Source organism: Undibacterium sp. GW821-FHT11H02, assembly GCF_058808015.1.
Genome location: NZ_JBXARG010000018.1, coordinates 74,724 through 90,387, shown reverse-complemented (window position 1 = coordinate 90,387; position 15,664 = coordinate 74,724). Strand labels below are relative to the sequence as shown.

Here is a 15,664-nt window from a genome sequence, read left to right as displayed (position 1 = left end):
GCGTGAAAGATGTTGCATTTCTCGGCGCTGCTCGGCGTCTCCGCGTCTCGGTGTTGAGGGGTTTTTAGTTTTCTTCATGATTGCATATTAGTCACCTATTGTTTTGTTCTAAATAGGGTTCAAACACCGCCATCACGTTGCGCAGCAATTGCGGCTGCCCTTTGTCGTTGGGATGAATTTTGTCTGCTTGCATCATGCTGGGATCAAGCGCGACTTTATCGAGCAAAAAGGGCACCAAGGGAATGCCGTTGCTACTAGCAAGCTTAGGATAAACCGCCGCAAACTCATCGCCATAGCGGGCACCATAACTAGTAGGTATGCGCATGCCGAGCAATAGTAGCTTGGCGCCAGCAGCACGACTTTGGACTATCATTGCTTGTAAATTAGCAGCGAGAGTTTTCGTCGACAATCCACGCAAACCATCGTTTCCACCTAATTCGATAATGACAAAGCGCGGTCGATGGGCTTTTAGTAAACTCGCCAGACGATTTTTTCCACCTCCACTGGTTTCGCCGCTGACACTGGCATTCACTACCTGTAAGTGATACTTGTTCTGCATGACTTTGCCAAATAGATTGACCCAAGCCAGGTCGGGTGTGACGCCCAAACCGGCACTAATGCTGTCGCCCAGCACCAGAATTTTTCCATTGGTGGCGGAAGCGATAGCTTGAGCAGCAGTTTGTGAGTGCGCTAGTGACGCAAGCAATAAACATGCAGCGACCATCGCGCTCTTTAAGAATAGATATGCCGTTTTCATGATGCATAGGCTCCACGTAATACGCTGGAGGGCGGTGTAGTAATCACATGGCGACAGGCGAAGCATCCTAGTGCTGCTAGCAAAACGGCGCTTAGTACTGGAGACAAGAACCAATACAGATAATGGGCTTGAACAGGCGCGTTCAGCACGAATGTTTGCAAGGCCAGCAGTATTAGTTCGCTGGCGATGATAGCGACACTACCAGCCAAGGCACCGATCGCCGCAAACTCGACTAAGACGCTACCTAAAATGAGTGACTTCGAACTACCGAAGGCGCGCAATAAACCGTTCTCTTGCTTGCGACTATCGATGCTACTAGACACCGCCGACAACATGACCAAAGCACCGGCGGCCACGCTCAATAATAAAACTAACATGACGGCATCGGTCACTTGCTTGATGATGCTCTTCATCTGCGCAATCATGCGATCCAGCTCTAACACCGCCACGTTTGGATGCTTGCCTAATAATTGCATGACAAAGGATTTTTGAGTGGGTGGTAGGTAAAAACCTGTCGAATAACTAGGCACAAAATCTCGCATCGCTTGCGGTTCGAACAAGAACGAATATGAATTTTGGGTAGCAGTCTGCGTCATCTTCCTAAAGCTCGCCACCTCTGCTTCGAATTCTAGACCGGCGGCTGAAAAATGCAGACGATCACCGATTTTTAGACCCATGTTTTTGGCACTTTCGGCTGCCACAGAAACACCTGGCAAATCAGCCGCACTGCGCTGCCATTTGTCCCACCACAAGCCTTCTGTGATGCTATCGCCTTCTATCATTTTGTCTGTCCACGACACCTCGTTTTCCATCTCTAAGGTACGGGATTTTTTACGAAACCTCGCGTCAGGCGCCTTACCATTGATTTGCGCTATGCGTGCTCTCAGCGATGGATAGATTGGCTGATAGCGCAGTTTTTTTTCGTCTAGCATAGCCTTAATATCCGCCACTTCGTCGGGACTCATATTGATCAGAAAGTGATTGTCGGCGTTGGCAGGAATCGATGCACTCCACTCATCCATAATCGAGGAGCGAATGATGGTGAGTATTAACAAGGACATGATCGCCACGCCAAACACAATAATTTGCATCATGTTTTGCGCCTTGCGACGATAAATATTCGCAAATGCGAGACGCCAGTAACCCTGCATACGTGCCGCCAACAAGCGACTAACAGCGAGCAATACCCAGGCGATCAACATCGATACCAAGATCATAGTAAGCAAGCCAGCACTGATAATGGAGGTCAACAAAAGATCCTGGCTAAATACCGCAATCAAAGACACGATGGCAGTCACAGCCAATAGGGCTTGTATCCAAATTTGAGTGACTTTGACTGTTAGCTCACGACGTAAAATTTTTAGAGGTGATACAGCAGGCAAAAACCAAAGTGCCGGTAAGGCAAAAAAAGCGATGCACAAGATCCCACTCAAAAAGCTGAGTGCGTAGGGTTCGAAGGTGGGAGCGCTGAGTTTGAAGTGATAAACTTGCTGCAAACTTTGCGCCACGATTTCTTGTATTACCTGACCAAATCCTAAACCGACCACTGAGGCGATTGCCGACAAAAGAAACAGCTGCAAGAAGTAGAGCTGACGTATGCGTGCTGCACTGACACCCAGACTCTTCATCATGGCCACTTGATTTGTGTGACGCTCAGAAAACTGACGCGCAGCAATCGCAATCGCCACACCTGCCAACAACACCGCAATAATTGTCGAGAGTAGCAGGAACTGCTTACCATTCTTTGAAACACGGCTCATACGCTCCATCATTTGCGCTGGATCGATGATTTCTTGTCCTGGCGTGAGCTGCGTTTTTAATTGGACGATGTGGGCATTCAAGACCTTAATATCGTCACTCGCAATCAGAAAACGGTAGCTAACACGCCCACCAGGTTGCAGCACTTTAGTCGACACCAGGTCGGCTTCGTTCATCAATAGACGAGGATTGAAACTGAACTGCTCAGGTTCACGGATCAAAACTTTACTGACGCGCATTGGGCGTTCTCCGACTTGAACCCTATCACCTAGTTGCAGATGCAAGCTGGCGAAAAGGCGCGAATCTAACCAGACTTCACCTCTTGCTGGAATGCCGTTTGCTAAGCTAATGTCTTTCGTATTCGTGGCAAACGGTGTATCGCTAATTTCAACTTCCCCACGCAAAGGAAATCCTGCACCGACAGCTTTGACCGACGCCAATATCATGTCATCACCAGCATACAACATCGATTCAAAGCTCGTCACATTACTGCTTTTGACCCGTGCAGCAGTCGCCTGATCCGCCCAAATTTTTGGAATCACAGTGGGTGATTCTATGGTGGAGTCCGCCCCCAAAATTGCATTGCTCTGCAAGCGCAGACTGGTGTCCAAACGATTGGTGAAAATAGAAATGCCGCTAAGCACAGCAACCGCCAGTACCAAAGAAAGGCTGAGCAGTTTCAACTCGCCACTGCGCCAGTTACGCAGCAATAACTTGAAGGCCAGCATGATTCTCTCCTCTCGAACTTGTACTGTGAATGATTCTTCCCGCTTCCAAGCTGAAGCGGCGTTGACAGTGGTTGGCGAGACGTTCTTCGTGCGTCACGAATACTAGCGTAGTGCCATGATCACGATTCAGTTCAAATAGAAGATCGATAATCTTTTGCCCTGTGTTGCTGTCCAGATTGCCAGTCGGTTCGTCGGCAAATAAAACCTTAGGTTGACTAGCGAAGGCACGGGCGATGGCGACCCGCTGTTGTTCACCCCCCGAGAGTTGTTGCGGATAATGTTTTATTCGTTCTGCTAAGCCGACACGCCTCAAGAAATTCATTGCCAAAGATTTCGCGAATTTGTTACCGCGCAGCTCTAAGGGCAGCATGACATTTTCTAATGCGCTCAATCCAGGGAGCAATTGAAAAGATTGAAAAATGAATCCCACATTGTCGGCACGTACCTGAGCACGACCTTCTTCATCCATGTCGCTAATACATTGATTGGCGAGGAAGACATCGCCACTACTTGGGGTATCCAAGCCAGCTAATATGCCTAGCAAGGTAGACTTCCCCGAACCGGAAGCGCCAGTGATGGCGACTGATTCACCCGTCATAATATTGAGCGAAATGGGATGCAGAATCTGCAAATCGCCCTCAGTCGTTGTTACCGATTTAGTGACTTGTTTCACTTGTATTATCGTGTTCATGGACATGATGTCTCCATCGAAAAGAGGCCGAGTAGTCGCAAAAAAAACGCAATGCGATTTGTTTTGCATTGCCAATAGCGTCACTTTATCGAGCTCAAGTGAATCACTCATGTTGCTTTTGTAAAGTTTTGTAAAGCAGTGTTGTGCATCGATGTTGAGCTAGTGAGTCTTCAAAAAACATCATCAGTTCTGGCGCGCTTTGTCTTTATAATGTGGGTATCACGCAAAAGATGCGTACTCGTTAAGGAAATACTCATGACAACTACTCCCATCATCATCGCCGGCGGCGGTGTTTCCGGTTTGTACTGCGCCTTGCAATTGGCCGATGCCGGGCATCAGGTTTTGATCTTAGAAGGCTCGGCAGATCGTTGGGGTGGGCGCATAGAAACGGAGGAGATGGATGGCTTCATCGCGGAATACGGACCTATGCGTTTTGAGCCGACTTTGCAGCCACGTTTCGCCCAGCTGTGCGCCAGTCTTGGTGTTGATTTAGTCGATTTTTCCGGACCTAGCGCGGAAGAAATGGTGATGCCTGATCAAGATTTGTCACCGGAAGAGCAAGGACTCAATTCACTGCAATTATTAAAGCGCGGCATCATGCTAGTGATGGGACGTGACCCTAATGATCAGGCTTGGATAGATAGTTTGACAGAACAAGATTTCAATCAAATGCGTAAGCACGCGCAATTGCGTGGTCAGCCTTTATGGAATATGGGTTTTTGGAATGCCTTGTCGAGTCAGGGTGTACTGAGCCACAGAGCCTTAGTGAAGCTACGCGATACGGGTACCTTTTATCACATGATTCCAGAAAATCTAAACGCGATTGAATGGATTATCTGGTGGTTGCGCGCTTTAAAAACAGTGGGTCAACAGCTGGCCAGTATCGCTGGTGGTTCAGCCCGACTTACTGAGCGCTTGCTCGAACGTTTGCGCAGTCATCCGAACGTGACTTCAGCGGGTGCGCATCGTTTGTTAGCCTTCCGTCCGGTAGGTTTAGGTCAAAAACGTATTGAAGTTGATGTCGCTACTGAAAACGGCACCATACAATTGCAAACCGATCGATTGATTTTGGCTTTGCCGCGACTACCTTTGTTGAAGCTGGCAAACTCTTTACCGCTGCATATCAGCGAACAACTCGATAGCGTGAATGGTTTTCCGATGTTGAAAGTCTTCTTCGTCACCGATAAACCGTGGTGGGATTATGATCAGCGTCCGCAACAATATGCGAACTGTATGCCGACTCGTGAGATTCATTATTTCCGTCGCGCGCCCGATGCGGATCACGATGGTCACGGCATGATCTTGTTGTATATGGATAGACCAACGACAGAATTTTGGAAACATTATCTGACCGAGCCGTACAAACACGATCGCGCAGAAATTGACCAAAATGTGAATATCGTCGATGCCTTTTCTTTGTTCATTGCCCGTGATGTGCACAGAGTCGTGAACACCCCCGATAATCCCGCTGCCGGTTTGCATTTGACCGCACAATCCAAAGACTTATTCAGTCATCAATCGGTCGATGAATCAACTGCGTACATCAAAAATTCTATATTAACTTACGGTATTCGCGATTGGGCACGTGCACCTTACGGCGCTGCCAACCACGGCTGGCAACCGGGCGTACGCTCATGGCGTGTGATGGAAGCGTTTAAGGCCTTCGATTTCGGTTCGGGTGCCAAGAATGTGCATATCGTGGGCGAAGCGTATTCCGATTATCAGGGCTTTATTGAAGGGGCTTTGAATAGCTGTGAACTGGCTCTGGCGGGGATTGCACCGGTGCTTGTGCCTGATTTATCTATTGATGAGCAAAGCTGATTTGCTTAGGTCTTGATTTAGTTTTTTAGTTTCTATGTTTGTAGTTTACGCTAGTACTCAAGGCTAAAACCTTAAGGCTTGAAACCTTAAAACCCCTCAACGCCGAGACGCTGAGGCGCAGAGGAGCGCAGAGAAAAGCTTGAAGCGCTTCTTGTTTTCTCTGCCTTCATTTCTTCAGCGTCTCTGCGTCTCAGCGTTGAGGGGTTTTGTCTGTTGATTCCTTGCACAGTTCTACAAATGTGCAATTCCTCTAAGGCTGAACAGTAGGCTACTCGGCCTGATTCATCGCCGCCATAATCTCATGATGTCCTTGCGCCATGCCGTTTTCAGGAATGATTTGACCTTCAACATTTTTTACATCTTGTAAATGCGCCAAGAGCTGTTCGTCAACATCATCACCGCGGCCTAAATAAACGCCCTTGGTTAAGCTGATATGCGCCGCTTCAAAACTGCCACCACCCGCGCACAAAATCGTACGATTGGGTGCATCTTGTGCCGCTAGCACCAACATGGCTGGTACCACATCGCTCGCTTGTATCGCATTGAGCATAGCTTCTGGATACAGGCCATTGGTCATGCGGGTAGCCGCGGTGGGTGCTAATGCATTGACACGGATATCGTGTTTTACGCCTTCAATCGACAGGGTTTGCATCAGACCGACTAAGGCCATTTTGGCTGCGCCATAATTGGATTGGCCGAAATTGCCGTATAAACCGGAAGAAGAGGTCGTCATCATGATGCGACCATAATTTTGCGCCACCATCACGGGCCATACCGCCTTACAGCAATTCACGCAACCCATCAGATGAACGTCGATGACTAATTTGAAATCGTCGAGCTCCATTTTGCCGAAGGATTTGTCGCGCAATATGCCAGCATTATTGATCAAGATGTCGATGCGGCCCCATTGATCTAAAGTCGCTTGCACCATCGCTTGCACAGAGGCGAAATCAGTGACCGACGCACTATTTGCTATCGCTTCGCCACCAGCGGCGACAATCTCATCGACCACGGCTTGCGCTGCTGTTGCTGAACCACCCGAGCCATCACGCGCACCACCCAAGTCATTGACCACCACTTTGGCACCACGTTTGGCAAGTGCCAACGCATGTTCGCGCCCAAGACCGCCGCCAGCACCGGTGACGATAGCAACGCGACCTGAAAAATCTAAGCTCATGAATACTCCTCTTATTTACCTACTTATTTACTTAATTGTATGGATTACTGGGACGAGGGCGTCTTAGTCGCAATTGACATGCTTCACTAAGCACTGCGTTGCCTGGCACGTTTCTTTCTTGAATTAGATTATTTTATAGGATTCGAGCTCAAATACCGTAATCTTGTTTTAGTTTGCTAACTCTATTGTAAAAAATACGTGTAAGCAGACCAGATGATGCTGCGTATTTACATGTAAAAAAGCGCAGTGATAAATGCAATGATAAGTGCAATGGTCAAAGTTGGAGACGTCGTGGATATTGAAATTAATAAAAAGAACTTAGCTTTCTAAGATGTTAATGACGACTTGTTTGATAGTGCATGAATAGCGACTGTATAAAAATGTCTTATTAATGCTGTTTGGTTTTAGCCTGTCATGGGTCTCTTTTTCATGCGTGGCGTAGCTCGAATCGAAAATTTTTTTTGTGTCAGGCTCGAATAAATGCTAAGTCTGCACAAGTCTTATCGCTGGTCAGTAAATTTCTATGGGATTTACCATGTCTACAAGCGGGAAACTTAAATACGAAATCGGCTCGGATAGCGAAGTCAAGGCGAGTTTGCCTAGGCATTCTTGGGCGGGTTTAAACCAGCTTGCTATTGCGATTTCTGCTTTGGTAGGTATCTTGGCGCTCTTAGGCTGGATCTTTTCTATCCCCTTGTTGAAAAGTTTGCTGCCGGGTGCGATCGAGATGAAAGCAAATACCGCATTGGGCTTGATTCTAAGCGCCGCTTCCTTGTTCCTTTTATACAGTCGACATCAAACTCAGCGCACTCAAATCCGAGTGGCGCAGGCGTTGGCTGGCTTTACTTTATTGATAGGCGCAGCGACTTTGTCCCAATACCTATTGGGCTGGGATTTGGGTATTGATGAATTTTTGTTTCGCGACCAGGTTAATACTTTACTGGGAACACATGGGCGCATGGCGCCACTAACCGCACTTGGCTTCGTATGTATGGGAGTGGCGTTATTGCTATTGTCCCTGCACCGAGCGCGGTGGTTGATGGTAGGGCTGTCACTATTATTGGTATTTATTGGCGCGATCTCTTTGCTAGGGTATGTATGGAATGCCAGCGAACTGGTGAGTGATCGCATCTTGCCACCCTTGGCGATTAACACTGCGCTCGCATTTGTGATGCTAGGTGCCAGTATTTTGCATAGCGGTTTGCGGGTTGATCATAGTGAGCCACAGAATCGCTATGTCGAAAAAAAGATATTGTTTGCTTTTATCAGTGCTTTTGTCTTGCTGGTGCTGGTGGGCGGCTTTGCTTACCGTACTTCGGTGAAGTTAGCCGACTCTATCCAACAGTTGAGCCACATACAGCACATACGTATAGAGCTAGGACAAATGTACGGCATGATGGCCGACCTGGAGTCGTCGCAAAAACACTACCTAATTAGTGGCAATCCCTTGTATAAGCTTGAGTTTGAGCGCTTGTTTAAGCAGCTTTCGGCGCAGCTACAACAACGCTCCCCGAATACAAATGAGGATCCCGTCTATCGTCAATCCTTTATTACGCTGAGGAGCCTGATTTTTCACCGCATGGATGCTTTGAGTGCGCAGTTGGAAAAAGTCTCTTTGCAAAATTCGAAAGTCAATTCAAACGAGCTTGTTGATGATGGCATGCAAGCAATGTCGCAGATACGTGCCATGATTAATAGCGCTTCAGAAATGGCGACAAAACATTTATTGCAAGATGAAGCACGTTTGTCAGAAAGCCGCTTGTTAACTTTAATTGCTTTGCTCTTCACCTTACTGCTCTTAATTTCTATATTCGCGATTTTGTTTTTTGGAATCCGTAAAGAGATACATAGTCGCACCGCAATGGAAGCGCAATTGCGCGACAACTCTGTGCGTATGCAAACCTTACTGAGCTCCGTGGTCGATGGTGTCATCACCATCAATCAATATGGTGTTGTAGAAAGTTTTAATCCGGCTGCTGAACGATTATTTGGCTATGTTGCTGCAGAAGTAATAGGACGCAATTTGAATATGCTGATGCCGGAACCTGATCATAGTGAACATGACGCTTATTTGCTGCGCTATCGCAATTCTCGCCAGCAGCGAATTTTAGGTAAACATCTTGAAGTGACGGGACGCCGTAAAGATGGCAGCGCCATCGCTCTCGATTTGGGTGTCAGTGAAATGATACTCAACGGTGAGCCCTATTTTACTGGCATCGTACGTGACATTAGTGAAAGTAAAAAGGCAGAACTGGAGTTGCGTGCCAGCGAAGAACGCTATCGTATGTTGTTCGACACCATGGACGAAGGTTTCTGCGTGCTTGAAATGATTTATAACGAGCAGCAAAAAGTCGTCGATTACCGTTTTATTGAAATTAACAAAGAATTTGAAAAGCAAACAGGTTTGCAAAATGCGTTGAATAAAACCATATTGGAATTAATTCCAGATCATGATGTCATCTGGTTTGATATTTTTGAAAAAGTGGTTAAAACAGGTGAATCGATACGCTTGCAAAACCCTGTCAATGCGATACAACGCTATTTTGATATTTTCGCCTCTAAGATGGATGGCGAAGGAAGTCATAGGGTTGGTGTACTATTTAAAGATATTACCGAAAGACGTCGACATGAAGAAGATTTGTTAGCTGCCAAAGAAAAGGCAGAACTAGCAAGTCGAACTAAAGATTCTTTCTTGGCTACCATGAGTCATGAAATACGTACACCTTTGACTGGCATGTTAGGGATGTTGGAACTGCTATCGATGACTCGACTGGAGGCTGAACAACTGGCCACGCTTAATTCAGCCTGGAGCTCGGCACGTGCTTTATTGCGTATCGTCAATGACATATTAGATTGGTCCAAAATTCAAGAAGGTAAATTGCAATTGACCGAAAACGCCATTTCGATTCCGGGTTTATTAAAAGATGTGGTCAATACTTATTCACGTGTCGCCAGTCTAAAAACGCTGGTATTACGTCAATATGCGGATCCGCGCATTGCATCGGCACATCTGGTCGATTCGCTGCGTTTGTCACAAGTATTGAATAATTTTGTCAGTAACGCGATCAAGTTTACTAAGCATGGCGAGGTCGTGGTTGATGCGGAACTGCTGGTGCAGCAAGGGCAGAAGCAGCGAATTTGTTTTTCTGTGACCGATACAGGTATCGGAATTTCTCCCGAAATTCAACAGCAACTATTTCAGCGCTATCAACAAGGCGGTTCAGGTACCGCCCGGCTCTATGGTGGAACCGGTCTGGGACTAGCCATTTGTCGAACCCTGGCGCAGTTGATGGGAGGCGAAATTATTTTGGAAAGCGAACCAGGGAAAGGTTCGAAATTTAGCTTTATCCTCGAGCTGCCAGTGACCGAATTGCCCGAAGTGATTATGCCAAGTATGCATCATGAGTTAGAGCAAAGAACGGTCACCCCATTGTATGACAATAGTGGGCAAGCGCCGCTGGTCTTGGCGGTCGATGATCATCCGGTTAATCGCAATTTATTAGCCCGTCAGTTGGTCTTGTTAGGACTGCGAGTTGAGACCGCTGAGGACGGGCGCAGGGCTTTGACGATGTGGCAGAGCGGTCATTTCGCGATCTTGATTACGGATTGTCACATGCCCGAGATGGATGGCTATGGTTTGAGTAAAGCGATACGTGAGCTCGAGATGCGCGAGCCGCGGGTGAGGACACCGATCATTGCATGGACTGCAAATGCACTAGGAGAAGAATACAAGATCTGTATGGACGCAGGAATGGATGACTTATTGGTTAAACCGAATAATCTTTTACAGCTAAAAAATGTACTCGCAAAATACCTAAAACCTGCACTTGCGACAAGCCCAGTGATAGAAAATAATAGCACCGATGCTGACGTTGATGCAGTACCTCTGATTGATTTTGTAAAATTTGCGCAAGTGGTTCCCGATAGCTCTGAACATCTGCAGGTACTGCAAGATTTTCGTGAATATATGCGATCCGATTGTGCGCAGTTGCTTCAATTGTTGGAACGAGCTGACTTCGCGGCAATTCAAACTAGTGCGCATCGTATGAAAGGCTCTAGTCGTATGGTAGGTGCGGAACCCTTAGCGACGGCTTGCCTGGCCTTGGAGCAAGCCGCAAAAAATACCCAAGCAGATATAGTGCAGCAAGCTTGTCGGGATTTAGATCAGGCATACACACAATTTATGCTTTATCTCGACGCTTTGAATAGCCGCGCAATGACAGAAAGTGAGACACACGATGGACATCGGTGATTTACATATTTTAGTGGTAGAAGACGATAATTTTCAACGGCGAACTCTACTAGGCATGTTGCGTTCGCTCGGAGCTAGCAACATCTCTGAGGCAGCCAATGGCAGGGCTGCACTCGAGATCATCCGGCAGTCTGTTACCAAACCTGTCAATGTCACCATTTGTGATTTGCAAATGCCAGAGATGGACGGTATGGAGTTCTTACGGCATTTGGGACAGGAAGGTTATGACGTCGCGATTATTATTGCCAGTGCCTTAGATAGTAAGCTGTTGACTTCGGTTGCCAGGATGACGCGTATGCACGGCATCAAACTCTTGGGTACGATAGAAAAACCTATCACTTTAGAGCGCCTGAAAGAGCTCCTAAATCGACATGATTTATTAGTCAGTAAGTGGCAACAGCCGCAAAATGCCCAATCTTTCAGTATCCAGGAAATTCGTAATGGAATAGATGCTGGTCAGTTCGAACCCTTTTTTCAACCCAAAATCGATGTCCGAACCGGTCGTTTGCTTGGTGCAGAAGCCTTGGCTCGCTGGATGCATCCTGAGTTTGGCGTAATCAGTCCTTATGCATTTATTCCCTTATTGGAGCAAAGTGGTGATATTGATGCGCTGACTTTTTTGATCCTGGAAAAATCGGCGTATGCCTGCAAGTCATTGATAGAAAATGGCTATTCGATGACAATTTCGGTCAATCTCTCTTTATGTTCTCTGGACAAAGCTGGCTTAGCAGAAAAAATTGTTGAGATCGTCAGCGGCGCAGGACTGGACAACGATTGCATCGTACTGGAAATTACAGAATCGGCGGTGATGACAGAAGTCGCTATCGCGTTAGAAAATCTGGCACGTCTTTCTATGAATGGTTTCGCACTCTCGATTGATGATTATGGGACTGGCTATTCGAGTTTGCAGCAGCTCACGAGAATTCCCTTTAGCGAATTAAAGATTGATCAGTGTTTTGTGAAGGACTGTACCGATAATCCTGAAATGCGTATCGTGGTGAAATCAAGCATCGATCTGGCGCATAAACTAGGCATCAAAAGTGTGGCAGAGGGCGCTGAAACTCAACAAGATTGGGATACGCTGAAGATGATGGGGGCTGATACGGTGCAAGGCTATTTCATTGCCAAGCCTATGGCGCAAAGTGATTTTCTTGAATTCATCAAAAATTACGTATGTCAAACCGAAGTGAATCATACGCCTGTCCAAGACGATGGTCATAATCACATTTTGGTTATTGACGATGACGAATACATGCGCGAGCTGATTGTGTCAGTACTTCAAGACTTGGGTTTTAATAATGTGATGGAAGCAGATTGCGCTGCTGCCGCGATGCACTTATTTGAATTGCATAGCTTCGATTTGATTATTAGTGATGTCAATATGCCTGAGATGAATGGTTTGAAATTCATTAAGATGCTCAGAGCAGGTCGTACACTCGCCAAACGTGAAACACGGGTGATTGTGATTACTGGCTTTTCACAAACAGAAATTTTAGGCGCAGCACTGGCTTTAGATATTAATGGTTTCTTGACTAAACCGTTTACCTCCGCGCAAATGCAAAAGAAAATTGAAAAGGCCATGTCAGAAAAATTGCACTTGCACCACCCCTTTGCCTATGAAGCGGTAGGGACGGAGTTTAAGGTTTTGTCTGCTCAGGCAAATTCAACGGCGGACTTAGCGAATGCCACTGGCCCGTTAGCAAGTTTGGCCGCCAATTTAGCAAGCAATGCAGTTTTAAATTTAGCATCGCATTCACAAGATGTAAAAAATCTGGATACCAGACCGATTTGGAGAGCGCATGATCTTCCTTTGTCGGAGCTACGTCCAGGAATGATCTTGCAGGAAGATATTTTTTTGATGGATGGCACCCAGCTTCTGTCCGCAGGTCAGACACTTACCGAGTTGTCTATAAATCGCTTGTATGATTTACAGGATGTACTGACAGGCGAAAACATTTCAGTGCAAGGTGCACCGAAGATCGATTTGAAGGAACGCTAAGTTGAGTGGGACTTCTCAACTACACTCGCAAAAATTCCTCCCGCTGCCCCATCCAGCGTTGCAAGTGCGCCTCGACAGTAGGCATATCATGCGCCAACAATTGCACTGCCAAATTGCGGGCTTTCTCAACTAAATACTGGTCTTTCTCCAGATTAGCAAAACGCAGCAAGGCTTCGCCCGATTGTCGTGCGCCGAGAAATTCGCCGGGGCCACGTAGTTCCAAATCTTTACGTGCAATTTCAAAACCATCGGTGCTTTCGCGCATCGTTAATAAGCGTTGTTTGGCGGTATGGCCTAGAGGCGCTTGGTACAGCAAGAGGCAAACGCTCGCTGCCGCACCGCGTCCTACCCGTCCGCGTAATTGGTGGAGTTGTGATAGACCAAAACGTTCCGCATGTTCAATCACCATCAAGCTCGCATTCGGCACATCGACGCCGACCTCGATCACGGTGGTCGCTACTAAGACTTGTACCTCATTGCGCGTGAAGGCGTCCATCACGAGTTGCTTTTCTGCAGGCTTAAGTTTGCCGTGGACTAAACCGACACGGCATTCGGGTAAGGCGGCACTGAGCATCGCGTGTGTATCGGTCGCGGTTTGCAATTGCAGGGCTTCGGATTCTTCGATCAGCGGACAAACCCAATACACTTGCTTGCCTTCTTGCGCGGCGGCGTGTACCCGTTCTATCACTTCTTCGCGGCGATTTTGATCGACCACGCGCGTGACGATAGGCGTGCGTCCCGGTGGTAATTCATCAATCACAGACACTTCTAGATCGGCGTAGTAGGTCATCGCCAAGGTGCGTGGTATTGGTGTCGCCGACATCATCAGTTGATGTGGAATCTTGCCCGCTTCGGCTTTGTTGCGCAGCGTGAGTCTTTGTGCGACACCAAAGCGATGTTGTTCATCGACGATGACTAAACCGAGTTTGGAAAACTGCACGGATTCTTGAATTAAAGCGTGTGTACCGATCACGAGTTGCGCTTCACCTGAGGCAATCAGGGCTTGTGCTTGTTCCTTTGCTTTCTTCTTCAAACTTCCAGTCAGCCATGCTGTTTTCACACCAAGCGGTTCTAACCAACCCGCAACTTTACGAAAATGTTGTTCCGCTAAGATCTCCGTTGGTGCCATAAGAGCCGCTTGATAGCCGCTATCGATGGCTTGCGTTGCGGCCAGTGCGGCTACGATGGTTTTGCCACTACCGACATCGCCTTGCAATAACCTCTGCATAGGGAATACTTGTTTGAGATCGGCCCGAATTTCTTCCAAAACGCGTACTTGCGCCCCTGTCAGTTTGAACGGTAAGGTCGCTAAAAACGCTTGAGTTAGCGCACCTACAATTGGTAGTGCGGTCGCACCTTGAGAACGACGCGAAGCTTGAGCACGTTTGAGGGAAAGTTGTTGCGCCAACAGTTCATCAAACTTCATGCGTTCCCATGCCGGATGTTCGTGTTCCAACAAGGCATATTGATCGACATCTGGTGGCGGGTTGTGTAGTAGCTTTACTGACGACGCAAAGTCTTGCAAACCAAGCTGTTGTAGTAGGCTAGGGGAAAGCGTGTCGTACCACTGCACCCTATTAAGAGCGCTAGTAATTGCTTTGCGCAACATGGTTTGCGAGACACCATCGCCAGCGTGATAGACCGGTGTTAGCGCGGTCGGTAGGGCTGCACCTTCATTTACCATTTTGTAGGTCGGATGCACCATCTCAGCGCCAAAGAAACCATGCCGAAGTTCGCCACGAGCCCTGACCCGCATGCCGACCGCCATTTGTTTAATCTGGCTACCGTAAAAATTCAAAAAACGTAAAACCACTTGCCCAGTATGGTCGCTAATCGTAACCACTAATTGTCGGCGTGGACGATACTGAATATCGCATTCGGTGACTACGCCTTCAACCTGCACCGAACTACCACCGCGAAAACCCGCATCGCGCATAGAGACAATTTCTGTTTCATCCTCATAACGCATTGGTAAGTGCAAGACAAAATCCATATCAGAACGCAAACCTAGCTTGGCAAATTTCTCCTCCAAGCGCACTGGCTTGGCAGGAGCAGCTTTCTTTTTGCTGGCAGGCTGAATAGGTGCACTTGCTGACATAGGGTAAAATGGCGGGTTGGTCTTAAAAGTAATGCGGGTGATTCTACTGGTTTTTTATACAGTGATGGGAATTTTTCGTAGGGCGAGTGAAACCCGCGCGGCTCAGGGATTCAATCGGCTGGCGGCGCGGGTTTCACCCGCCCTACAGTTCAGATCGGTGGGAATTTTACTCCTTCCCCTTCAAGGGGAAGGTTGGGATGGGGATGGGTTTTGTAGAGCGATAGGGACTGATTGCGTCACGAAAACCCATCCCCACCCTAGCCCTCCCCTTGAAGGGGAGGGAACTTTCAGCGGCGCTCCGACTTAAGTAGATGCCAATCACAATGAAAGAATATTCTCTGCGTCCTTAGCGCCTCTGTGGCAATGAAGATTTTATTTTGGTG

8 protein-coding genes are annotated in these 15,664 nt (G+C 47.5%); 3 read left to right on the top strand and 5 right to left on the bottom strand.

What is annotated here, in order from left to right:
* Nucleotides 1-91: 91 nt before the first annotated feature.
* From AC1RR2_RS16700 to AC1RR2_RS16690, 3 genes are read right to left on the bottom strand one after another with little or no spacing between them, the layout of a single operon-like run.
* Nucleotides 92-757, bottom strand: a complete 666-nt coding sequence (locus tag AC1RR2_RS16700; RefSeq protein ID WP_493223405.1) for an arylesterase — start codon at nt 755-757, stop codon at nt 92-94.
* A complete protein-coding gene (locus AC1RR2_RS16695) occupies nt 754-3,243 on the bottom strand; it encodes an ABC transporter permease (RefSeq protein ID WP_493223404.1) in 2,490 nt (829 codons plus the stop codon). Before AC1RR2_RS16695 ends, AC1RR2_RS16700 begins: the two co-directional genes overlap by 4 nt.
* Nucleotides 3,215-3,940 carry an ABC transporter ATP-binding protein gene (locus tag AC1RR2_RS16690; protein WP_493223403.1) on the bottom strand — a complete coding sequence of 242 codons (726 nt, stop codon included), beginning with the start codon at nt 3,938-3,940 and terminating at the stop codon, nt 3,215-3,217. Before AC1RR2_RS16690 ends, AC1RR2_RS16695 begins: the two co-directional genes overlap by 29 nt.
* 249 nt (nt 3,941-4,189) lie before the next feature.
* Between AC1RR2_RS16690 and AC1RR2_RS16685 the strand changes: the two genes are divergently transcribed.
* Nucleotides 4,190-5,755: a flavin monoamine oxidase family protein gene (locus tag AC1RR2_RS16685; RefSeq protein WP_493223402.1), complete on the top strand. Its 1,566-nt coding sequence runs from the start codon at nt 4,190-4,192 to the stop codon at nt 5,753-5,755.
* A gap of 268 nt (nt 5,756-6,023) precedes the next feature.
* Here the strand turns inward: AC1RR2_RS16685 and AC1RR2_RS16680 are convergent, their stop codons facing one another.
* Complete coding sequence (locus AC1RR2_RS16680) at nt 6,024-6,932, bottom strand: SDR family NAD(P)-dependent oxidoreductase (RefSeq protein WP_493223401.1); 909 nt, start codon at nt 6,930-6,932, stop codon at nt 6,024-6,026.
* Between the two features lie 535 nt (nt 6,933-7,467).
* Between AC1RR2_RS16680 and AC1RR2_RS16675 the strand changes: the two genes are divergently transcribed.
* Both AC1RR2_RS16675 and AC1RR2_RS16670 read left to right on the top strand, forming a co-directional pair.
* The gene (locus AC1RR2_RS16675) at nt 7,468-11,184 is read left to right on the top strand and encodes a PAS domain S-box protein (protein ID WP_493223400.1); all 3,717 of its coding nucleotides are present in this window, start codon (nt 7,468-7,470) and stop codon (nt 11,182-11,184) included.
* Nucleotides 11,171-13,183 (top strand): EAL domain-containing protein, encoded by a 2,013-nt coding sequence (locus AC1RR2_RS16670; protein ID WP_493223399.1) that lies wholly within the window; start codon nt 11,171-11,173, stop codon nt 13,181-13,183. Before AC1RR2_RS16675 ends, AC1RR2_RS16670 begins: the two co-directional genes overlap by 14 nt.
* Nucleotides 13,184-13,202: 19 nt before the next feature.
* Here AC1RR2_RS16670 and recG read toward each other — a convergent pair whose 3' ends face one another.
* A complete protein-coding gene (gene recG / locus AC1RR2_RS16665; RefSeq protein WP_493223398.1) occupies nt 13,203-15,281 on the bottom strand; it encodes an ATP-dependent DNA helicase RecG in 2,079 nt (692 codons plus the stop codon).
* Nucleotides 15,282-15,664: the final 383 nt, after the last annotated feature.

What these genes read in the sequence shown, in the direction of transcription:
- AC1RR2_RS16670 (WP_493223399.1), top strand. Translation starts at nt 11,171, where the DNA reads ATGGACATCGGTGATTTACATATTTTAGTGGTAGAAGACGATAATTTT.
- recG (WP_493223398.1), bottom strand. Translation starts at nt 15,281, where the DNA reads ATGTCAGCAAGTGCACCTATTCAGCCTGCCAGCAAAAAGAAAGCTGCT.
- AC1RR2_RS16675 (WP_493223400.1), top strand. Translation starts at nt 7,468, where the DNA reads ATGTCTACAAGCGGGAAACTTAAATACGAAATCGGCTCGGATAGCGAA.
- AC1RR2_RS16685 (WP_493223402.1), top strand. Translation starts at nt 4,190, where the DNA reads ATGACAACTACTCCCATCATCATCGCCGGCGGCGGTGTTTCCGGTTTG.
- AC1RR2_RS16690 (WP_493223403.1), bottom strand. Translation starts at nt 3,940, where the DNA reads ATGTCCATGAACACGATAATACAAGTGAAACAAGTCACTAAATCGGTA.
- AC1RR2_RS16695 (WP_493223404.1), bottom strand. Translation starts at nt 3,243, where the DNA reads ATGCTGGCCTTCAAGTTATTGCTGCGTAACTGGCGCAGTGGCGAGTTG.
- AC1RR2_RS16680 (WP_493223401.1), bottom strand. Translation starts at nt 6,932, where the DNA reads ATGAGCTTAGATTTTTCAGGTCGCGTTGCTATCGTCACCGGTGCTGGC.
- AC1RR2_RS16700 (WP_493223405.1), bottom strand. Translation starts at nt 757, where the DNA reads ATGAAAACGGCATATCTATTCTTAAAGAGCGCGATGGTCGCTGCATGT.